This window comes from Flavipsychrobacter stenotrophus (genome assembly GCF_002954265.1).
Classification (GTDB): Bacteria; Bacteroidota; Bacteroidia; order Chitinophagales; family Chitinophagaceae; genus Flavipsychrobacter; species Flavipsychrobacter stenotrophus.
Map to the genome: position 1 here is coordinate 75,818 of NZ_PPSL01000010.1, position 24,460 is coordinate 100,277.

Annotated in this window: 10 protein-coding genes; 1 reads left to right on the forward strand and 9 read right to left on the reverse strand. The window is 43.1% G+C overall.

Annotated elements, in window-relative coordinates:
- Window positions 1–24 precede the first annotated feature (24 nt).
- Window positions 25–432, reverse strand: coding sequence for a hypothetical protein (locus tag CJD36_RS21945; protein ID WP_105041356.1), 408 nt, complete (start codon window positions 430–432; stop codon window positions 25–27).
- 741 nt (window positions 433–1,173) lie between these two features.
- Window positions 1,174–3,246: a CotH kinase family protein gene (locus CJD36_RS21950; protein ID WP_105041357.1), complete on the reverse strand. Its 2,073-nt coding sequence runs from the start codon at window positions 3,244–3,246 to the stop codon at window positions 1,174–1,176.
- Between the two features lie 557 nt (window positions 3,247–3,803).
- On the opposite strand from CJD36_RS21950, the gene CJD36_RS21955 reads away from it, so the two are divergent.
- Window positions 3,804–9,173, forward strand: a complete 5,370-nt coding sequence (locus CJD36_RS21955; protein ID WP_105041358.1) for a T9SS type A sorting domain-containing protein — start codon at window positions 3,804–3,806, stop codon at window positions 9,171–9,173.
- A gap of 703 nt (window positions 9,174–9,876) precedes the next feature.
- On the opposite strand, the gene CJD36_RS21960 is transcribed toward CJD36_RS21955, so the two are convergent.
- The 7 genes from CJD36_RS21960 to CJD36_RS21990 all read right to left on the reverse strand — a co-directional run bounded on the left by CJD36_RS21960 (window position 9,877) and on the right by CJD36_RS21990 (window position 24,419).
- The gene (locus tag CJD36_RS21960) at window positions 9,877–10,788 is read right to left on the reverse strand and encodes a T9SS type A sorting domain-containing protein (RefSeq protein ID WP_105041359.1); all 912 of its coding nucleotides are present in this window, start codon (window positions 10,786–10,788) and stop codon (window positions 9,877–9,879) included.
- A 77-nt stretch (window positions 10,789–10,865) separates the two neighbouring features.
- A complete protein-coding gene (locus CJD36_RS21965) occupies window positions 10,866–12,194 on the reverse strand; it encodes an exonuclease/endonuclease/phosphatase family protein (protein ID WP_145959419.1) in 1,329 nt (442 codons plus the stop codon).
- Between the two features lie 54 nt (window positions 12,195–12,248).
- A complete protein-coding gene (locus CJD36_RS21970; protein WP_133162757.1) occupies window positions 12,249–13,427 on the reverse strand; it encodes a hypothetical protein in 1,179 nt (392 codons plus the stop codon).
- A gap of 191 nt (window positions 13,428–13,618) precedes the next feature.
- On the reverse strand, window positions 13,619–14,236 hold the full coding sequence (locus CJD36_RS21975) for a hypothetical protein (RefSeq protein ID WP_105041362.1): 618 nt from the start codon (window positions 14,234–14,236) through the stop codon (window positions 13,619–13,621).
- Between the two features lie 25 nt (window positions 14,237–14,261).
- A complete protein-coding gene (locus CJD36_RS21980) occupies window positions 14,262–15,494 on the reverse strand; it encodes a hypothetical protein (RefSeq protein WP_105041363.1) in 1,233 nt (410 codons plus the stop codon).
- The gene (locus tag CJD36_RS21985; protein WP_105041364.1) at window positions 15,491–16,222 is read right to left on the reverse strand and encodes an SdiA-regulated domain-containing protein; all 732 of its coding nucleotides are present in this window, start codon (window positions 16,220–16,222) and stop codon (window positions 15,491–15,493) included. Before CJD36_RS21985 ends, CJD36_RS21980 begins: the two co-directional genes overlap by 4 nt.
- Window positions 16,223–16,340: 118 nt before the next feature.
- Complete coding sequence (locus CJD36_RS21990) at window positions 16,341–24,419, reverse strand: T9SS type A sorting domain-containing protein (RefSeq protein ID WP_205685685.1); 8,079 nt, start codon at window positions 24,417–24,419, stop codon at window positions 16,341–16,343.
- Window positions 24,420–24,460: the final 41 nt, after the last annotated feature.

Here is a 24,460-nt window from a genome sequence, read left to right on the forward strand (position 1 = left end):
TCAGTTAGCTACTTTATTTTGGTTCTATTCGGTCAATTCCTCCACTAGGATCGCCTTAATCTTTATTTCATCTGTTCTTGGTTTAATACTCAACAAATCGTTGCATATTTCTAAAAGTTGACTTTTCGCATGTGTGGGGGTGAGACGTAAATTATTAGTGAATTGACTAATTTCCCTTGTCGTAGATCGGCGACTACATACATTTTTTCGGCATCTGTCGAAGAACGGAAAATCGAAGACATTCCCATAAGTATTCATTAGCCAACAAATACGTGAAAAATCCCAATCATATTCTACAAGAATTCTTGAAGCACCGCTAACGCTTGCGTGGCAACAAAAAAGTATGGCGGACAAAAAAGCCTCAACTTGCCACTCTTTGGGAGGCTTTGTTGTCATAACAAACTCGGCATCGGCAACCAATTTCTTTAGCATAGAAACAAATATACTAGGTTTTACCATTGAATAGTTTCTGGCTAATTTATTATGCTTCAGTATCAGACCGGAGAGTTAGAACTACTAAAGCGTATCGTCCTCTGTGTAGGTTCAAGGCATGTATGCTCTATATTCCCAGCTTCTTTGCCACCTGATAAATTTTCAGCAAATCCTCAAAGATTTGGTTCGACATTTCCCCTGTCGAGCCTACAGCAAAAGGGAACTTCAATTTTCATTGTCGTTCCCTTTTGCTTTTTCCTCTAAAACCATTACAAATCCCACCCAGTAGCGGAATACCTCATTTACGTGCAGGTTTCGACACTCTTCACTTTTTCGATTGTAGTATATGCAGTCGGGAAATACCAAGAATTGAATTGCGTGTTATTGTGCGTAATCGCGGGAATGCATGGAAGTATCTGCCCATAAATAGACGATATTGTATTTTTTATATGTCCTGCTCAAACCTCTCGTAAATGCACCGATAGAATACCTGTCGATTTTAGCAGAAAGATGATAAAAAATAATGACAGATAAAGAAAGACCTCCTTTCGGGAGGCTTTTCTGAAAAGTGAACCAGTTAGAACTTCTATCGAAAGTATTCATTGAGGATTTGAAAAGATCAGCAGCAATTTTCCGAGTATTGACTATGAGCGAATAGTTTCAAATTTAGTTGCACAATCACTATTTATTAAATGCATTATGTCAGTTTAATAACTGGCTAATTTTCAAATTTTAAAGCGATTATTCTTTTATGACTTTTATAAAAGACTGCTCCCCGTTAACTTGCTGTAGACTTACAAGGTATATCCCTGAGCTCCATGTGCTGCAATCGACCGGCAGATCGAAGGAAGTTGACGATATTCTTTGAAATTGTATTAGCTGTCCTAAATAGGAATATATTTTCAGCGTAGTAGGTCCATCTCCCTTGTAGCTAATATTGAATGTGTTTACAACCGGATTCGGTGAACATTTGAGCATGTTTGTATTGGTGTTTTGTATCGCAATTGCTGAAGTGACTGGGTTTGGATTGTATGGGTTGTAACAATGACCCGGTAGATTGGCGTCCATCCATAACATACGTTTTTGGGTTATTGATTTTAGCGTGTCGATTTCTTCCTGATATGACAATGAGAATGGTGGCGCTTCGGGAGTGCCGACATTAATACCTAATATTGTCCAGCGCGTAAAATGGCGTTGCTGTGCTTGATTAAGTATTAGTGCCATTGAGTCTATGTAGCGATTGATAGAGTCGGTATGGAATGAATGCTGCCTGAAATATTCCCAGTGGCATCTCACTTCATTTTGAAAAATTGTATCACTCATCATTATTTTCCACCAAGGCAGAAAAAGAACATCACCATTACAGGGGTCTTCTGTATACATCCATCCGGAATAATCAGGTGGTGTCCAAGGCATTCGCTTCAATGACCAGTCGAAATCCCATATAGGTCCAGCATGAAGCGTAGGATCATGGCTATCTTTGTTTTTATGAAAGAACATGCTTTTCTTAAAACCATCATTGTTCCAGGACATTTCATTACATAGAAGATAATCAACAAAAGATGAGGTGTTGATCTTTGGCCGGTAACCCCATGTGGTATCTATCGGTGATGTACCATAAAGTCGGTTTTCGAGTGTGTCTATCACATGTTGAATATACATGTCCTGTTGTGGCTGTATAGAATCGAATGACGGGTAGTTATACTTAAATTCATAAAAACGGGTATTGCATGAATCGGGGGCATAATGAGTGGTCCAGCCCGGAATCGGGAAATTATGTTCTATAATGTAACCACCAGTAAGTTGGTCTCCAGTTGTGTCTGACCGTCTTAGTTTCGAAATATTTACCCTATTGGCATCACGCTTTATCTTTTCAACAAAAATATAAACGCCCACATATTCTCCGTTTAGCATCACTTCGCAATGGCGGGTACGCGTAGCATAATGTCCCATGCTGTTAAAAAGTGTGAACATTAATGTATTTCGAATGAAGGATTTATCATTGTACCCTGATAAGAGTATCCAGTCATGCTCTGACGGCATCCCAAAGACAACCACATTAGAATCAGCAGACGTGTCTGACCGGTAGGTAGTGAGTACATATGATTTTTGTGGGTATGATGCTGATGATGCCCCCCTAATTGAGATGTCAATATTGCCGTCAAATACATTACCTGGATCTGTGGAATGATTGACTGAACCAAGACCATTGTCAATTATCTTCATTTTACTAAATATTCTTGTGCCGTCAAGAATTGTTTGTCCATTTGTGTTGAGAACTACCAATGGGATGTCTGAACTGATAACCAGTGGGGTTGGTGCGTTGCTTCCAAAAGTAAGCTGCCAGTCAATCACAGAGCCAGTGTCTGAGGCAGCATCATCTTTAACCATAAGAGTCCATACCCCATTGCCATTTTGTCCATTATTAATATTTCCCAGACACCCCTCAGGCAGAAAGGTGCCAGTAAAAGGAGGTGTGCTGCCACCAAGGGGAAGTGAACTGCTTGAAGAGTCAAAACAGGTACCAGTGAAATTCGCACCTCCCCCTCCAATATTTGTAAAAAGAGACACTACTGTACCATCAGGGGCTATCAGTTTAGCTTCAAGGTCACCATCGTAAGTGTGATTTATGTGGATGCAGACTTGCACCAAACCAAATGTGTGGTTAAGTGGGACAACAGGCAGACTGCTAATATTAAGTGTAAAATATACCGCAGGTCCTGCATCAGGAATTAAACCTCCTGTGCCGGAAAACGTTTGAGCGTCGCTATTGAGTGAAAAAAATAAAATGACCGCATACATATATTTAGACATAAAGTAGGATATTTTGAGCCTTATTTAGCAACTCGGATTAAGCTAATAAGATCATTGAGAGTACTTGTAATATGCATAAAGCAATACTTATCAATAATCTCGTTCAATTTTCTTTTTCCTAAGTTAACGAAATATTATGTATGCGGGCTACTATTTTTCTAATATCTAGAAGATATTTTATAATTTAAATATTTACAATATTTTTTAAAATCAAACCTCATAACTCTCTAGAAAAGTGATCACTTCAAAAGAACAACTAATGCCCCTCCTGATATTTCTTGGTATAAATGCCCTCAATTTCCTCATGATGAAGAAAGATTCAATGCCTGATACCTGGAAATGCACCTTAATGAAAAGTCGTGCAGCTCAAAAAAACTAATGCAGAAGGTAGGCCCTCGCCTACTTTATATGAAGTAGATTTTGGTTCTTCTTAAAGTGGTACAAGACCCACTCGTAAATATTGATTCATTAATAAGAGTCATTAATCTTAATAATATGGTAATAATCAATCTGTTCTGCCCTTTTTACCTTTGTCTATTAAGCCAAATCTAGTTTGCATGATAAAGAAAAATATACATATAGTATTTTTATTGCTAATTTCATTTTCTTATAAATTATCTGCACAACCTTTTACGCTGGGTAATTTGTCTGTGTTGCAAATCAATGGAACGAGCAGCGCAGCATCACCGGTGACGATATGCGAATACAATACGTCAACGCTAAATCAATCTTCACCGGTAAGTTCCTGGCCATTACCTTCTGGAGTGGGAAGTAATAATCTTACGCTTAGCGGGTCTGCAAGTTCAGACGGCAATATGACCCTTGACTCAGAGCGAATTAATATTATAGTACCTGGTTACGATGCTGTTAGTGGCACTGCTTCACTTGTTGGCTCATCAGGAGCTAACCGTGTAGTATTCTCTATAGATCCAACAGGAAATTACTTTGTGGTTTCAAATGTGCCGCAATCGCAAGCTTTCAATAATAATAATTTCCGTTCTGCAACAAGTGCGGGAGGCAGGTATTATGGCGCCGGTGCTGGGGGCGGAACCAATGGAGTCAGGATAATGGGCACTTCAACTTCCACCCAAGTGGTGGCCTCTGGCAGTACAAGGGTGGTTCAAATATTTAATGGGCAGCTATATTATTCTACTAATAGTGGTACTCCCGGAATTTATATGGCAGGTTCAGGGATACCGGTTGCGTCGGGAACATCAAGTACTCTTGTAGCAGGTACGGCCAGCCCGTACGGTTACGCAATAAGCCCTGACAACAACACGTTGTATGTTGCTGACGACGGTGTAGGTATTATTAAATATACACGTACAGGTGGAGCAGGGTCATTTACCACCGGACCAGTCGTCAGTTCAATTCCTTGCAGGGGGATAACTGTTGATTTTACAACAACGCCATATATCATATATGCCACTACAGCACCAGCTACAGGGGTAAATGCCCTGATAAGATTGACTGATGGCAGTAACATAGTTGATACACTTGCCTTAGCAGCCAGTGGCACAATCTTCAGAGGAGTGGCTTTCTCGCCGGGCAATTCCGCTAAGTTAATCGGCGGGGGGACTAACATTTGTTCAGGAACTGCGACCTCACTAACTTTTTATGGCAATCCAGGTGATTCTATAACGTATTCTGTTAACGGGGTGAATAATGGATTAAGGCTTGGTAATAATGGTGTAAATGTTTTGAATACTGGGGCATTAACAGCCTTAGGAACCGACAGTGTATATGCTTATTCCCTGGTTTCAATTACCGGATCGGTTGGGACAGTATCTGTATCGGGCAGTGCAACAATAACTGTCAGTCCGTCGATTCCAGCACCATTCTCCGGGTCGTTAAATGTATGCCAGGGAGGCACCTTCAGTCTTTCAGATACCACACCAGGGGGAAGCTGGTCTTCCAGCGATCCATCGATAGCTTCTATTTCTGCCAGTACAGGTTCGGGGGTAGGCGTTACATCTGGTGCCACAACCATTACTTATTCATTAACCAATGTATGCGGTGCAATTATCCGGACTTCAACAATTACTGTAAATCCATTACCTGCGGGTGGCGGCATTACTGGTCCTACTTCAGTTTGTGCAGGATCAATTATTACCCTTTCGAATACTACCAGTGTAGGTACAGGCAGCTGGAGCACTACCTCTACCCTAGCTACTATTAATAGCTCTACCGGAAGTTTGGTTGCCGGCCTGACATCGGGGAATGCAATCATCACATACACTGCAACAACAGCTTTGTGTGGCAGCACAACGCTTACAACAAGTATTACGATCAATTCGCGTCCTAACCCCGGATCAATTATCGGGGCAGACAGTGAATGTGTCGGCAATACAATAACGCTTACCAGTACAGGTACTTCCGGAGGCACCTGGATATCAGCGAATCCGTCTATCGCTACAGTTAACTCATTTGGTATTGTAGGTGGCGTGGCGGCTGGGAGCGTGGTCATAAGGTATAAGGTCACGACCCCCACATGCGGGTCTGATAGTGTACAAAAGAACATCTTAATAAAGCCACTACCTAATGCTGGTAGTATTGCCGGTCCTTCTTCGGTTTGCGCCGGATCAGTTATCAGCCTTACCAACACTACAAGTATAGGCTCAGGTAGCTGGAGTACAGCCTCTTCCCTAGCGACCATTAACAGCTCAACCGGAGTTTTAACCGCGGGAGTTACATCAGGTAATGCAATCATCACCTATACAGCAACAACAGCTAGCTGCGGCAGTACAACATTGACAACAAGCATTACCCTGAACCCTCAACCTAATACAGGAGTAATTGCTGGGACGGACAGCGTATGCGCAGGCAGTACAATATCTCTTACAAGTACAGGGACTTCAGGCGGCACTTGGATATCGACCAATCCGTCTGTTGCTACCGTTAATTCAGCAGGCAATGTGAGCGGTTTAGTGGCAGGTAGTGTGATCATCCGGTATAAAGTAACTACACCTACATGTGGATCAGATAGCGTACAAAAAACTATTTTAGTAAAGCCATTACCTAACTCAGGTAGTATAGGTGGCCCTTCATCTGTTTGTGCAGGTTCATCCATTACGCTAACCAACAGTGGATCTGTAGGAGTAGGCTCATGGAGCTCGCTTTCTTCGCTGGTTACTATAGGTGCTTCAACTGGTCATTTAACAGCGGCAGGCAGCACGGGGAGCGCAACGATAACCTATACAGCTTCTACCCCTGCATGCGGCAGTACCACCACCACAACGACTGTTGTAGTAAATGCATTACCAAATGCGGGTACTCTTACTGGATTGGATAGTGTGTGTGTAGCCGGCACCATATCACTTGCTACTACGGGAACAACTGCGGGTATATGGACCTCGTTAAACACAGCAATAGCCACCGTAACGGGCAGCGGTGTAGTTGGTGGCGTACTTACCGGCAATGCCACTATAAAATATAAAGTAACAACTGCTACATGCGGTGCAGATAGCATAACTAAGGTAATTCATGTAAATCCACTACCGTTGGCCGGGTCTATTGGCGGACCTTCATTTGTTTGCGCTGGTAGCGCGGTAACGCTTACCAATAGCGGATCGTCAGGCGTAGGTCAATGGAGTACAACTTCTTCACTGGCATCTGTAAACAGTATTTCCGGAGTAGTAACGGCCGGTACCAGCAGCGGAGTGGCAAGTATCACATATACTGCAAGCACGTATTCATGCGGAAGTGCCACAACAAATACCAACGTTACCATCAATGCACTTCCTAATGCCGGTGTTATTACCGGTGCGGACAGTGTATGTGCTGGTTCTACAATATCCCTGCTTTCTTCAGGAACGTCAGGCGGTACATGGATATCTGCCAATAACAGCATATCTACCGTCAATGCATCTGGTGTTGTATACGGTGTAAGCACGGGAAGCGCAGTAATTCGCTACAAAGTGGTAACGCCGACATGTGGTTCGGATAGCGTTTCTAAAACGGTAGTTGTCAACAGCCTTTCTAATTCAGGTTCTATTTCAGGAGCATCAAACGTATGCGCAGGTAATATCGTTACCCTTACTACCTCTGGATCTGTTGGTATTGGAACATGGAGTTCTTCGTCGTCCCTCGTTTCGGTAAATGCAACCAGTGGCGCAATTACAACATCTACCACGGCAGGTGTTGCAACTATTACTTATACTGCATATACCTATTCTTGCGGCAGCACCAGCTCCTACTACCCTGTAAATATCAATCCATTGCCATTTTCGGGCATCATTACCGGTACTGATACGCTTTGCCCGGGTACTGCTACCACGCTGCTAGCGTCGGGGGTGACCGGAGGAACCTGGACTTCATCAAATCCGTTGGTTGCTACCGTGAATGTTTCCGGGACGGTCTTTGCTGTTGCATCCGGTGCGGTAACATTTAAATATAAAGTTACAACCCCTACTTGCGGATCTGACAGCTCATCATTTAACATCTATGTGCGGCCATTACCCAATGCAGGTACAATAGTCGGTACAGGAACAGTTTGTACCGGGTTTACGATAACGCTTACAGATGCTGCACCAGGCGGTGTCTGGACTACCAGCTCCCCGACAGTTGCGACAATTTCGGGAGGGGTTGTGACTGGCTTATTGCCCGGAACGGCCATAATTAGTTATTCAGTTACCAACCTGTGTGCAACTGCAACTACTACAGTAACAATAACTGTAACTCCGGCTGCAATTACGCCAATAACAGGTACTACTACTGTATGCGTTGGTTCAAATATATCATTAAGTAATGCAACCAGCGGAGGGACATGGCAAAGTGCCAACACTGCAGTTGCGAGTGTAACAGCCACCGGCGTTGTAGGAGGAGTTAGCCAGGGTAACACATTGATATCCTATACAGTACTCAACAGTTGCGGAATCATAACCGTTACGGTACCGGTGCTTGTTAATCCATTGCCCGTAGCTGGTGTTATTACCACATCATCGGGATCTGTAGTATGTAGCGGAGCACAACTTACACTCAGCAACGCTACGCCAGGCGGGGTATGGTCTAGCAGCAACACAGGTGTTGCAGGCGTTTCCCCAACGGGTATTGTTAGCGGCAATAGCTTCGGAAGTGCTGTTATTTATTATACCGTGACCAATAGCTGCGGGTCGGCGTTTGATACAATCTTACTATCAGTGAATACTGCACCTGTATCAGGGGGCATTCCGCAGATAACAACCACCTCTCCATCGTGGGTTTGTGCCGGCGCAATGTACCAAAATTTTGGCACCGGCGCTGCCGCTTCATCAGGTTACTACTACCAATGGTCGGTGACAAATTGCCAGCTATACGCTACAGGAACGGGATCTCAATATTGTCTAGTTAATTTCCCTTTTTTAGGTGAAGCAACTGTATATTTAGCTACTTATAGCGCTGGTAATATATGCCCAGTGAGAGACACCTTTAAGGTAGAGGTTGCTAATTCAGCAATTGACCACCCGGTAGTTACTTATAATGGTGGCAGGTTTGAGTGCGATCCTGACCAATCGAGCTATCAATGGGGTTATGATGATAAGCTGACGCTTGAACCGACGATCTTAACTGGCGAAAACTCAAAGTATTACGACAATGCATCTCCGGATTTTGCAAACAAGTATTTTTGGGTTGTTACTAGCCACCTGTTTTGTGAGCAAAAGTCTTACTACAAGATTCCAGTTGGTGTTGTTGATCTTACACAACCAATAGACTATTCTGTAACATTATACCCGAATCCAAGTGATGGAATAGTGTCTATAAAAGTATCTTCGGTTATAGAAGAAGGTGGAACATTATCTGTTTCAGATATATCGGGGAGAGAAGTTCTTTCAACCCAGTTTGAAACGAACAAAATTACCCTACTTCAGTCAGGACAACCAACAGGTGTCTATTTAGTTACCATCCGATCAAAGCACATCACTTATACAACGAAAATGGTCATACATTAAATTCTTAGTCTTTGAATTGGGTACGAGGAATAGTTTGCAAACTATTCCTCGTTTTTTTATGCCCGATAATTCTAAAAAACGTTTTTTGATGTCTAAGGTTTTCGGTTGCAGGGGGTATATAATACCATTTAACAGTAAAACAGTCGGGGCTGCAATTGTTGCGACCCTACGCGGAGCTGTTTAAATGAAGTGACTGCTTTGCTACAATACTCTTGCCGGCTAACGGGTAATGCCATTGACTTAAGGACTTTTGTACTTGGCTTATATAGTTAAGCCGCCCTTACAGGGCTAGAGTCTTGGGGTGTTTCAGTACGAGGGGTTGAAGCCCCTCGCTATTTATGTCGCTCTTTCAGAGCTTACTCATTTGCTTTAATCACTGACATGAGATCAAAAACAGGCACAGTTTCGATCGTTGCAGTGCTACCTGTGGAGCGAACTATCAACAGTTAAAAAGTTCAAGTACCAAAAGGGATAAAAAATATCGCAATTTGGGCCTTATATTGGCTTTATAAAAGTTGCTTTCCTTTTATCAGCTGCTAGTTTATAAAATCGTCAATGGTGTTACATTTCTCTCTCAATTTTTTTGAATACTACATAGTGCTACAAGGATGGCTCACACCATCAGATTCACCGCAGTTTTAAGGGCATAAAAAAACAGGCTCATGTTGTCATGGCCTGTTTTCAAATCAATTTATAATTTCTTTTATTGCTTGATGAATTTAATCTTTTCTTCGCGATCGGTGGTTTTTACGATAACGAAATAAATGCCCGGCGACAATTGACCAACATTTACACTTCTTTCTTTATCATTAATTACGGCGGCTAATTGTTGCTGGCCTTGCATATTCAACACACATATATTAGCTGTACCAATCACCAGATCGAAATTCAATTGATCGTGAACCGGATTTGGATAGATGATCGTGGTGTGCCCATTGTTAACAACGTTATTAACTGATACTGATGAAAGCGTATCTCCCTCAACGGTTACATTGTCGAACCTGTTATTACCTTTTACACCTGTGTCGTTGCCACTAAATGTTATACGAAACACCAGTTTGGGGTTATTGTTCGCCTGTATATCAGAAAGAGATATAGTACTACGTTTGTAAACAAGCCATGCAGAATCAGAAGGGATAGACAAGCCTGAAGTTCGCCAGGTGACGCCGCTATCCACACTATAATCGAATATCTGGTGCAGCTGACCTTTTGTAACGCTGGAAGATTGTGTAGCATAGGTGAGCTTTATATTTTTATAGTTGGTGGTCGGGATATAGAACAAGAGGTGCATACTGTCACTAGGGTTACGCACCCTCAAAGCTACCGCGTCTGGTACCCCCATCCTTGCATTGATAGTATCATAATCAGCGGGCCCTACTTGTATAGAATCAATATAAGTAGCGTAGGCCGCTGACGTGCCAGCTTTTTTAGCATACAGGATCTTTGCTGTAGTTACGCTAATGGTGGAATAATCTGCTGAAATACCGTGTATTGTATCGGTATGTTGCGCCAATGTATAATTGTTAAAATGCCAATAATGGATAAGATGTGACTGTGCATTTGCGGCCGTACCACAAATACATGTAGCCACAAGAAAAGCATAAAATTTCTTCATAATATATATTTTGACTGTAAAAGAAATGAAATTGTATTATTAAATTGTAAAGTTAATGTTAAGGAAAAATAGCATTATTAAATCTTAATCCAAGTAGTTGTGACCAGGTTGTGTCTCCCCCTGAATTTTACAGAGTATTTACCTTGTGGCAAACTGTATTTGAGCTTGTACTCAGTGTCTTTGATCGTGATCTTCTTTTCAAGCATAGACTTATTGTTTTCGTCTATAATCTCAATGGTCAATTCTTGCCCTGTAAGCTCACCGGGAAAATAGATGATCATCTTATCAACTGATGCAGACAGGATCGCTATATCCTGTTTTTCTATAACATTCTGGTATACCGTTTCGATGCCTGGATAACTTGATCCTTGTTTGTCATCTAACAGCAGATCGATCATTACAGGATATTTGTTCGACATATGGTAAATTGCGTCAATCACCTCTTTGGGAGCACTACTGTTGGCATGCACGTTGCTATTTATTGCAGAAACCTTAAATCTTTGGCCATCGTTACCAATAGTACGGTAAGACTGGGGTACATAGTGGATGTTATTTTTTTGATCAGCGAGGCGCCGCGAAATGAAAATATGATCGTACCAGTTCTTGCCTCCACCGCCAGATCCACATGCATTAGGAACAGAGCCTGACTCTCGGGTTGACGTAGTAAAATACCTTGTGAACTGACTGTTGTGGTCCCAATCGGCTGGATATTTCAGTTGTCTATCGGGGAAAAATGGAGGATCAAAAAAATTGAATAATGTGTCGGTATTATTGGTCAGTTGTTGATAAAACCCTTCGGAGGAAGATCGAGCATTGAAATCACCGAGAAAGAGATGATTGCCAGGCTGTTTAAAATGGTGCTTCAGGGTTTGAAACGTACCGCTGACCTGTAGTTCCCTTACTTCTTCAAATTCATCTCCTGATTTAGTGTGGTTGCATGTTACATATAAAAAAGTGGAGTCTCCAGTTAATGAAAGATGATATAGTTTATAGGTGTTATAGTCGGTTCCGTTAACGTAGGTAGATACTATGTTTGAGAAATTGAATTTCGTTTTATCATAAAACAAAACCGAGATATTATTGGCCCTGGCTTCATTTGTTATTGTGCAATAGGCATAGCGACCTGGATAAGCTGTATTAAATGCGTATTTAATCATGGAGTCAGCAAAGCCATAAGGTGCTACACCAAATTCATCATCCGACGAGCGCTTTATTGAAGCTACCTTTTCCAACGATACGATATCTGGTGAAGCGAACTTAATAATAGTTGCGAGATAGTTGTGATACTCTGCATCCGGACCCTGGCAACCGTTTCCGTAGTACAGTACATTATATGCCATAACCTTAATGGTGTCTACACCTGCAAAAGAAATGAGGGTAGTTGTAAGCAAAAAAATGGTCAGCATAATTATCTTCAAGCAATTGCCTGGTCTTTCTCTTTTCATATTAATGCAGCGCAATTATTTAGTGAATAATGTTTTGCCCAATAGCGAGCCCCCATTATATAACTCGAGGATATATGAACCCGGAGGACCATTAAATGGGATCTGAATAATGCCATCTGCTGAAGGCACTTCATTTTCGGAAATATTATGGCCAAGCATATCTTTGCTTTCCACCCGTATAGTATTGTACTTTTCAAACCCTTCTAACCTAATTCGCAATTGCTGGTGGACAGGATAGCACACAGCAAAAGATGACTGCAAGCGGGTACTCACTATACTTACCAAAGTAGACGTATCCACCTCAAGACTAGCCATTACCGGATATTTGTTGGACATCTGAAAAATTGCCTGTATAACGGAAGCAGGTGCTGATGTATTGACAGGTAAACCATTAATGGAAATCCCGGTTCGATTTCCATCGTTACCAACTGCAAAATAAGAATGTGGAATATAACGCATTCGCATAGTACCTGAAACTAATGGTGGTGAAAGGAAAATATGATCATACCAAGACTTTCCACCTCCACTTGTACCACATGAATTTGGCACGGACGATGATGAACGCGTTGACGTAGTTAAGTTTTTTGCAAAATCTAAAGGGTTATTGTCCCAATCTGCAGGATAGACATAGGTAGCATCTGGGTAGAATGGAGGATCGCTGAAAGCAAAAGCCGGATTAGATGGGGATACAAGTGTCTGATAGCAACCTTCACTACTGTTATGTGTATTAAAATCTCCCATATTAAGCATATTTGGCAAGGCAGTAAAAATGCTGGCCAGTTGGCTCATTTCTCCACTTATCTGCGCATTTCTGGTAGTTGATGAGTTTCCCGATTGCGTGTGATTTAGCGTTACGTAAAGAAATATTGTATCTCCCGTTATTAATCCTGATGATTTGTAGTAAAGCTTATACGTGCTGAAATCGGTAACATTACTATAAGTTACGACTATTCCTGTAAAGCCGAATTTGGTCTTGTCATAGAACAATAATGAGATATTGTCGGCTGCAGCATCGTTAGTATAACTGCAATAGGCATATCTGTTCGCAAATGCAGAATCAAGTGCGAATCTGAGAATTGAATCAGCAAAACCCGCTGGAGCTGTTCCGGAATTATCTCCCAGGAACATGGGAATTGCGGCAACTTTTTCCAGGGCTAATATATGCGGACTGCAATAGGAGACAATTGTTTTCAAGTAACTGTGATAAATGCTATGTGGCCCCTGGCAGGCTGGCCTGTCTCCATAATAGAGCACGTTATAACCCATAACCCGCACTGTGTCTTTTTGACCGCGCGCTAGACAAGTAAAGTGCATAAAGAAAATAAGCGTGGTTATTTTCTTTATGCACGCACCAAAATAAGATAATGTCCGTCTATCCAATATAATTACTTTGCATAAGCGTCAATGGAAATATTATCATATCTGTCGTTGCCTCCAGATGTATCTGCTAAAGAATTGGAGAATTTTATGGCAAAGTGAGGATTGTCGTTGACAGCAGAAATAGATGAAAAGTCAACTGAGTATAGTGTCCATTCAGTAGTTATAAGTACTGAGGTGGCATTAAGGCCCGCCGAGGTATAATTGATACCGTCTGTCGTGTAGGTAATACTATTTGATGCCGGTCCACTATTAGATTTTTGAACAGTGAATTGAATAATAGGTTGTTTGAATCCAGTTGTGGGCGTATGAAGTACCCATGAATAAAATGGATTCCGAACTCTGAGTCCTGAGCCTGTGTCTTGACTCATTCTAAGGTTGAGGCCGGATCCAGGATTTACATTGTCTACTATTCCCGCGCCAGCCAACGAATAGGTGATCGTTCCCCCGCCAATAGTTGTGTCGGGGATGGCGAGTGTAGCAGCATCACTACCGTTATTAAAACTCCAGTAATGTATGAGCTTGCGATCGCCAATCACCACAGGACCGGTAGATGCGTTGCTCACGCGATCCTTAACACAAGCAGAAAAACAAAAAGCAATTGCAATAGGTAGTATGCGCTTCATATAAAAAATATTTTTCTTTAGAGGATTAAAACACTATTTGATAACCAACACGTAATTGACCAGTGTAATGCAGAGGTGCCTGTGCTTTATCTTCAGTCACCGGCATGTAGTATTCTATCTTGGCAACAGAATTAAAACCACTGAACTTGTAAGCATATGCTAGGTACATCCAGTCCTGGATACCTACATAGAGGTCATTGGCATTAATTTCCTCATACATAACAGAGAATACTGAGTGCTTCTTTTCCCAGTTGTAATTACCGCCCAGGCAAAATCCACCGGAATTTACAACTTTCTTATTCTTAGATTCGTCAGTACCATTGTAGAGACCATCTGTAAGGTTTGTCGGCTTCAACTGTGTATAGTGGATCTCAGCTGTTGCCGAAAAACCCTTATATTTTATTATTGCATCTGCTCCATACCCCAGTTTCTTGCCATCAATTATTTTCAAGCCGTAGGCACCGGGGGCGTCAGGTGCATCTGTGTATATGGAACTACCTTTAGGTTGCGTTTTGTCAGCATAACGCGCGTCGGCTGCTATTCTGAAAACGGGGACGGTAGCGTTCTCTTCATCTATTAGATTGTATTTCATTTTGGCCGGGTATGAATATTCAATTCTACCAACATATTCGAAACGGCCGCTCGCATCATTTCCATATTCGAAAAAATTCTCGCCCATGCCGCTGTAAGCTCCTGCATAAGCATTAAAGCGGTCGTTGAGAAAACGATAATTTAAAGTAAGGCCAAAGTCTCTTCTAGAGAAGAGATCACCGCCATAAAGATTTGCATGGCTCCAGAAGGGAGTGCCCCACACGTCGCTCATTGAACCTTGAGAATATGGCAATTTATCGTAACCAAACTTAATTTTCACCGGCCAACCTTTGTACTGAATATAGGCTTCCTTTATTCCGGAATTTTGAGGAGCAGCGGTATTACCTGTTGCAGCTGCTGTGACAAGATCTATAAGACTGGCATGAAATTCATAAACAAACTTATTGGCAGTTTTCCCCAAAATATCGATATCAAAATCTTTAACAGCCCAACCATTATGTGATTTCTTCAGATAGTTGGAATCATCTTTTAGCAATCGATTCTCGTAGTAGCCGGAAATGCGCCCCCCTATCTGAAGGGTATTGGCATCCGAACTGAGTGTAAACTGGCTTGCCGCGGGATTACCATCAAATTCAGAGTACTGAGCATGTGCAGTTAAGAAAGTTCCTGCAACCAGAATTGTTGCTGAGAAGAGCTGTTTTATCATTGTATTGAAATTGGTAGTTGATTGAAATAATAAACTCTGCGTGTATCGTCAGAGACGATTCGAATCCTGCCTTTACTATCAAATGACAAACCTTCGGGATTCAGCACATTTACGCTGAATGTAGATTCTACATTATAAGTAGTTGGATTACACACAAGTATCGTAGCGTCGAGACTACTTAGTAAGTACAATTTATTATTATACCATCTTGCGCCAGCTATACTCCGGGCATTAGTGAAATTATACTTTGATATCTGTTTAAATGAAGTGTCGTATTCAACAATAACAGGAGGCTGTTGTGCGATTAAAACGAAACAGTTCTTCTTGTAATTGAAACTAATTGACTCGAACGCCTTGTTCATTGCCCCTCCCCATGAAACTCTATACTTTTGAACAAAAGTAAGATCACGTCTTTTGTACTTATATATCTCGCGGGGAGTTTCATCCGACACATAAATAAAACTATCCCTAATCTCTATGCCTTCAAAATCAAGCCCTTCCTTTTCTGCCACTCTCAAAACTTTAAATACGGAATCGCACTCAAACAATTGGCCGTGGTCACTAACTACATAATAGTGTCCGTTCAAACTGTCAAAGACAATATCAGATGGCTCCGGTATGGATTTTAATAGTCTAAAACCAACTTGCTTAATTTTAGTGACCGCCCTACCCTTTCCTACCGATAAAAGGATAATAAACGGGAATAGAATAAGTAGGCTTTTCTTCATTAAGGAGTTGATAATCAGCGTTAGTTGCAAATCTCACTGTCTAATATTACCGGAATATTATTTCACAGAATTTTAGTAAAATGCGATCAGTATCCATTAGGATACTGATCGCATGATGTTATTCCTTAACCAACCTGTGCAGTACTTTCTTATCTCCCGATGTAAGTTCTACCATATAGATACCTGCAGCAAGATTGCTCAATGAAACATTTACTGTGCCATTTTGCTGTACACCAAGGTCTTTGTTATAGACATTTACACCTGATATATCCATAACTCTTACACTTACATTTTCCTTCTGAGTAGTAGTGAAGGTAATGTGTACATCGTCAGATGCAGGGTTTGGCGTCATAGTTACATGCAGGCCATTGTCTGTAGGTGCAGTAGCTGCTTTGAGGCTTAACTCAAACCTTGCGTCACCCTGTGTTGCTTTGTCCTTAGTGATGGTGAAGGCATACTCGGTACCCGGTTTCAGTTCAGTAAGTTTATTCAGCAGTTTGTCATTTAGGAATACTGTGGTTCCCTTAGGTACCGCTAAATTGTCGGCCCTAATGATAAAGCGCTGATCGTATGCACTGGAGATACCCAATGGTACAACCTTTTCTGCTTCAAACGGACGTGCATCGATAGCCAGCTTGCGTTTATCTGCTGAAAGGCTGTAAAATGTGAAGTCTGCATTCAGCTGCTTAACAGCGTCAAACTTGCTGTCCTCAATGTCGGTCGCCTTATCGTTGAACTGTACATTAAGTGCATCCCATATGTGGTAGTTACTATCATATACATTCAGCGTCAGGTAATCAGATGGTGCCTTGAACAAGTAATTATCAAAGCTACTTACCTTGTCACTTTCCACAAAGTTCAGTGAGTCACCATCATGTCCTGCACGTACCTGGAAGCAGGTGTTCGCACTTATATTATAATGTACCGGCGACGTTGTTCCGATAGGTATAGTTATGAAGTTACCACCCGCACTAAGGGTAGGATCCCATACATAGAAGGCTGCGCCCTGAACATTACCGGATTGCGCTGCGCGCCATATAACCTCACCAATATCTATTGGAGAAGGGTATGGATTACCCATCATGTTGAATGACTGATGGTCCGGGTCAAGATGTCCCTGTTGCATAAATGCGGTCTGTGGCCCCTGGTTAATATTCCCCAGCATTTTAACCGTTGTAGCAGAAGGATTGTACATACCCAAATAACCAAGGTAGCCGAGACCTTCTCCTTTCTTACCTCTGAAGAAAAGGCGAATACCCTGATATGGTTGCACCTTGTTACTATCGGCAGCAAAAGCGTTGATCTTTGTAAATGGTTTCCAACCCGGATCGTAGCCAAGTGTGTCGTTCTCGGTATACGGATCTAACCTGAATGCCGACGGTGCATTTGAGCTTGTAGAACGGAAGCCGTTCACACTTCCTCCCGGACCAGTTATGTCAATAAAGCTCTGTATCTGGCTAAGAGACAATGCTGCATCGAATGGATGGCTCCAGAAGCGGAACCTGCGATAGTGACCCTGCACATATTGGTCCACTTTTACCTTTCCTGATATAGAGCCACCAACTGCAGGTAATTCAGCAATTCTAGCTGTAGTTACTGAGTCGCTTGATGCCAGTTCAAGACTGTCACTTGTAGTCAATGTACCTGATGTAATATAAAGCGTATTGCTGATCACCAGACGTGCACCGGAGTCTACAGCAGCACCTGAAGCGTTGTTCAATTCCAGATTACTGATCGTTCCTCGGCCTTTTATTATCTGTGAAGTGGTGTTGTTCATTATCACTCTACCATCGCCTGACACCGTACCATTATTATCTATCATTCCCTTTACATTCAGCACAGCGCCTGTGTTCAGGACGAGCGTTGCACCCTGGCCAAGTTTAAGATCGAGGGCATTTACGGCTGTCGGTCCTGATATGATAGGAATATATGTGCCGGAGTCAACAGTTACATTGTCACTAATAGTAGGAACCGTATTACATGCCCAGTTACCGGCATAGTTCCAATCTGTAAGGTGTCCTGCAGATCCGCCTATCCATTGCATAGGTGTAGGATTTACGTAAACAACAGTGTCGACGTAGGTTGTACATACCGCATTGGCAACACTCACAATTGAATAATTATGAGGCGTAGAAATGACACCAGTTGAAATTGTGAATGTACCTCCTGCTGATATCGTTGTATTGATAATAGTACCACTATCTACCATGTACCAGATAGCGTCAGAAGGTGTACCAGTTACATAAACAACTCCCGAATGACCTATGCATGGTACATCAAGCGACGTAACCGTTGCTGTAGGGTATGCCAGGATGTTGGTGGTTACAGTGTACGGGGCACTTGTGCACATACCGTTGCTGACAGTGAGTGAGCCGGTAAATGTACCAACAGCACCTGTAGCCGGCATCACTAAAGGTAGTGAACTGCCACTCAGTGTTGCTCCTGTTACGTCTGTAAATCCTGCACTGTCAGCGGTCGCATTCCAGTTTATACTATAGGTGGTAGGGCTACCCGTAGATGCACTGAACGAAACCGGTGCTGACGTTGTAGGCTGACATACGGTTGGCATGGCTGCACTCAACGCTATAGTAGGCAGTGCGTTAATATTCACAGTATTTACAGCAGTGTTAGCTGACAAACCTGAGTAGTTACATGTGGTTGTAGTCACATAGTAAGCGGTATCAGTAAGTGTTGGAGTGGTGTACACTGCTGAAGTTGCACCAGCAATAGGTGTAAATGATCCTGTTGCTGAGTTGCTTTCTGACCATTGGTAGGTAGTACCCAATGCATTTACTCCAGGCGTAAATGTCAAAGATGTAGAGCCTGTGCCGCATGTTGCAGCTGGTCCAGTGATCGCCGCTGTTCCGGCTGCAGGAGTACCAGAACATATATTTTGATTCGCAGTAAAGTTGATGTTTACGTCATCCATCCTCCAGTTAATTGTACTCGCTCCAGGGCTGCCGGTGCCGGAGTGGCCGTAAACTCTTACAGTCAGAGAGGTAGATGAACCACCAGTAATTGAAGATGCAAATGTTGGTGTTGCAGTTAACCAAGTACTTGTGTTAGATAGTGAACCCGTAGCGACTGCTGAGCTATAACCATCTGCACTTGTTTTAATAGTATATGCCTGCGGTCCGGTACCTGTGCCACGATAAGCAAATGACATACCTGAGATATTGATGAAGTAACCGGAGTTAGGAGTTAATGTAAATTGAATGTATGAACTGGTAGAACTTAAAGTACCAGTGAATGCGGCGTTACCAATATTATTTCCTCCGGAGTAACCTGAAAGTGTTGTACTTGCAGAAGTACTGCTTATTGCTGTAACTGTTCCGTTTACATTACCAACTGATGCGATACAATTTGACGCTAAAACATTTGTACTTGACGAACTAGTCGCCTGGCTTGTAGATCCAGATCCAACGGTAAAGTTCCAGAAAGCAGCAGCAGCACTTACCGGAGTAAGCACCGTCATTGGTGATGTTACAAACGCCGTTCCGCAACTGTTTGTTGCCGAGTACGTGATTGTTGTTGTACCCAGCGAAGAACCAGTTACTATACCAGTTGCACCTACAGTAGCTATTGAAGGATTATTGCTAGTCCATGCGCCGCTGGTCGCGGTATCGCTGAGCGTAGTGGAAGCTCCATTATACACCATTGTAGCTCCTGTAATTGTAGATAAAACAGGCACAGTAATTACGCTGACACTTCTGTTTACAGTGGTTGTTCCACAGCTATTAGTGACAGCGTATGCAATTGTTGCATTACCTAATGTAAGGCCTGAAACAACTCCGGTTGATGAATTAACGGATGCTATAGCAGGTGAACCGCTTGTCCATACTCCGCCGGAAGTAATGTCACTAAGCGACGCAGAAGAACCATTACAAACTGTAGCAGAACCTGTAATTGCACCGACTACCGGTAGCGGGTTGACTGTAAACGGTGTAGTGATGTAGGCCGAACCACAGAGATTGTTTATTGTATAAGTGATGGTTGCAGAACCGGAAGTAACACCGGTAACCATTCCTACTGAATTGATCGTTGCAATTGACGGATCGCTGGTAGTCCATGTACCGCCTGATGCAAGATCGCTTAGTGTAGTTGTTGCTGCCGGGCAAACAGATAGTGTGCCTGTAATAGCCGGTGGTGCAGACAATATAGGATTCACTGTTACTACTGTGGTTGCAACGGCTGTTCCGCAGGAAGTATTAACTGTGTAAGCTATAGTGACCGTATCGGCGGTCACACCGGTTACGATGCCTGTTGAAGTGATCGTGGCAACACTGTTATTAACACTGCTCCAGGTACCACCCGGTATACCATCAGACAACGTAGATGATGTCCCCAGACATATTGATGTTGTACCGGAGATAACACCAGCCGATGCAGATGTATTAATAGCGATCATCATTGTATCATAAGCTGTACCGCAGCCATTGGTATTCGTGTAGGAAATAATAACACTTCCCGATGCAACGCCGTAAACTGTTCCGGATGCACTAACGGTTGCTATTGCAACATCACTGGTTGACCATGTACCGCCTGTAGCTGTATTTGTGAATGGCGAGCTCGTGCTAACACAAACACTGACCGGACCAGTGACTGTTCCTGCCGATGGAAGTGCGTTTACAGTAAGCGTAGTTGTTGCAGAAGCCGAACCACATGATGGTGTTGACATAGTATATGATATCACCGTTGTACCTGCAGAAACTGCAGAAACTACGCCAGCGGAGCTTATAGTTGCTACGCCTGGCGTCACTGATGTCCAGGTACCACCGGAAGTTGCATCAAACAATGTGACCGTACTGCCTGCGCAAACTGTTGTTGCACCAGTTATGGCTGCAGGTGTTACCGGTAACGGATTAACTGTTATCGTAGCATTTGTTGTTGTTGCAGTGAGTCCTGAATAACTACAAGTAGTTGCTACATTATAATAAGTTGTATCTGTAAGCGTACCTGTAGTATAAGAACCAGAGGTTGCGCCTGATATTGGTGTGAACGATGTAGATGCAACGTCGTTGCTTGAACTCCACTGGTAAGATGTTCCTGTTGAAGATACACCAGGCGTGAAGGTCAACGAAGTAGCACCACTATTACAGAAGGTAGACGTGCCGGTGACAGCAACTGTACCCGCAGCCGGAGTTCCGGAGCAAACTACCGAACCCTGTATGAAAAAGTCTGATGCGGGGGTATTAGCTACATCAAAGAGATACCATGTTCCTGCCGCTGCAGTACCACCGTAATTGACAATGCGGAAAGTAACTGTTGTTGAACTTGGTACATTCTGAAGTGAAGCAATAGAGGATAAATTAATTCCGCTGATCGTATTGCCTCCAGAAGAAGTGGTAGGATAAGAAAGCGCAACTACGGTACTAAAGTTAGTGCCATCAATAGAATATTGCAATTCCCCATTGCCCGGACCAGTTCCAGAGCGGCGATATGCGATAGTACATGATGAGAGATTGACAGCATACCCGGCATCAGCCTTCATACTAAATGTTACGATATCATTTCCTGTTACCGCATTTGCTACCGTACTGTTCTGCCAGTCGGTGCCTCCCCATCCGCGGGCAGCACCTGAGCCGGTTGTGCCGATACCTGTGCCTCTTGTCAGTGTCTGCGGTAAGGTTATATTACTTGCTGTGGTGGTCGGTGATAATGGTGATGATCCAAAATTGTTTGTTCCTCCTGGCATTGTACTCACATTCCAGCCAACAAGTTCGATGGCCGAAGGAGTCACCAGGACAGATTGAGTAGCTGCATTCACGCCGCATGATCCTGAAACCGCATAGGAAATTGTTGCTGCACCAGCTCCTATACCTGTGACTACACCACTTGGCGACACAGTTGCGATAGCAGCGTTGGTGCTGCTCCATGTACCTGAAGGTGTAGCGTCAGATAAAGTAAGCGTGCCACCAATACCCACTGTTGTAGCTGTTGCAGAAATAGCTGCCACGGTAGGTGTACCGGTTACTGAAAGTGAAGTAGTAGCTACTGTAGTTGATCCACAAGAATTTGTTGCAGTTAAGGTATACGAACCTGCATTAGCCGTTCCTATCGCGAACGAAGCCACGGCTGTTGGAGCGAAGTAACCACCTGGGCCATTCCAGACATAACTTGTTGCGCCAACGGCAGAACCAGTTAGTGTGAGCGTTGTACCTGCACACAATGTAGTTGCAGACGGAGATGCTGTAATTGAGGTAGGGGCTGCATTGACAGCTACTGTAACGGATGCAGTATTACTACCGCAACTATTAGTGGCGGTAAATGTATAGCTACCGGCCGATGCTGTGCCTACAGTAAATGAAGAAGGATTCAACAGACTGGAAGTGAATCCATTGGGGCCATTCCATGAATAGCTGGTGGCACTAGACGCGGAACCTGTGAGGGTCAGCACATTACCAGCACAAAGTGTTGTTGCAGATGCAGTTGCTATTACTGCAAAAGGAACAGGGCTAACAGTTACAGATGCTGTTGTCGCAGTAAGCGTACCGCAGATATTTGTTGCAGTAAGGGTGTATACTCCCGCAGAAGCTGTTCCAACTGTTATGGAAGCAGGGTTAAGATCTGTAGAAGAATAACTGTCAGGTCCAGCCCACGAGTAGTTTGATGCGCCGGATGCTGTGCCATTGAGTACAAGGCCATTGCCACTGCATAATGCTGTTGATGCTGCAGTTGCGGTAACAGCTGTTGGCGTTGCATAAACGATCAAAGCCGCCGTTGGTGCTGTGTATGTACCGCAGCTATTGGTTGCTGATAGCGTGTATACACCTGATGAAGCAGTATTAACAGTGAACGATGCCGGGTTAAGGTTGGTTGATGTATAACCTCCTGGTCCGTTCCATGAATACGAAGTAGCCCCTGTTGCTGATCCAACCAGCGAAATGTTGCTACCGTCGCAAATAGTCGTAGCAGATATAGATGCACTCACCGATGAAGGTGCGGTACCGGTATTGATGGTTATAGGTGCAGATAATGCAGTATTACTAGTTAGCTGGCAAGTCACCTGACATTTATAAAACGTTGTGCTTGCAGGTGTAACAGAATAGCTGGCTGAAGTAGCACCTGAAATATTAGTATAGGCAACTATCCCATCCGGTGAAGATTGCCATTGGTAGGTTATTGCGGAGTTAGCCGAAGCGCCGGAGAGACTAAGGGTAGTACTACTGCCGCTACACACCGTTGTTGAGGTTGCGGCAGTAGTGCCTCCAGATGGGGTTGAACACAATGCGTTACCTACAACATAGTCACCGCTGAATGATGCACCCGATGTACCCGTTGTAGTTGTAACATTTGGCAACAATGGGGCTGTGCCAGACGTACTATTACTTACAAATGGCATAGTACTCCATGTTGATCCGCTATATTGCCTCAGAATAAATCCACCATTGGCACCTCCTCCAGCTATATCTCCATTATTATAGCTAAAATCAATATTGACAGTTGATGGTGCAACACCTGCCGGAGTAATTGTCCAGTAACGGTTGACTGCCGCACTCGCATCAACATATGAACCAGACATCGACGGATGAGCACCTGATGTTGATTTTACAGTTATTGAACCACTATTAATAGAACTACTGAATGTAAGTTTAACAGGGCTATAGGTAAGATCACCTACCTGATAGGTCATTGAAGTAGTGCCTGCAGCAGGCATTGCCTTAAATAAATTACCCTTTACATAAGATGATGTTCCGCCTCCACTTACTGTTGCAGCTGAAGATAGGCTAACTGCGCCAGAACCGGTAACAAATACTCCATTAATCAGACCAATTGTATTGGTTACATTAATTATCCCATTCAATGTAATAGTGCTGCCATTGTTAATAGTAAGGTTATTGAATGTATTACCAGCCACAACGTTAGTAGTGTAGGTTTGAGGAGCAGCACCGTTGAAGATAACTGTACTTGTACCCGCAGTAAATGCATTTGTAGATGAAGTATGTGTAAAATTACCACCGATATTGATGGTGTTTGGGTTAAGTAACAATGCACCTGTGCCGGTTGAAGCTATATTAAGACTACCTATCAGGGTGTAGGTTGCAGCACCTGTTGATGGTGCAAAAGCTACTGTTGACGTCGTTCCGTTATTGACGGTGATGTTATTAAACACAGGTACGGCAGCAACTGTTGAAACTGCGGCTCCAGATACATAACCACGGATATTTGTATTACCACTTGCTGTGGTAGCAGCCATATAAAGTGTACCCGTAAGGTTGTAACCAAGAGCATCGCCGC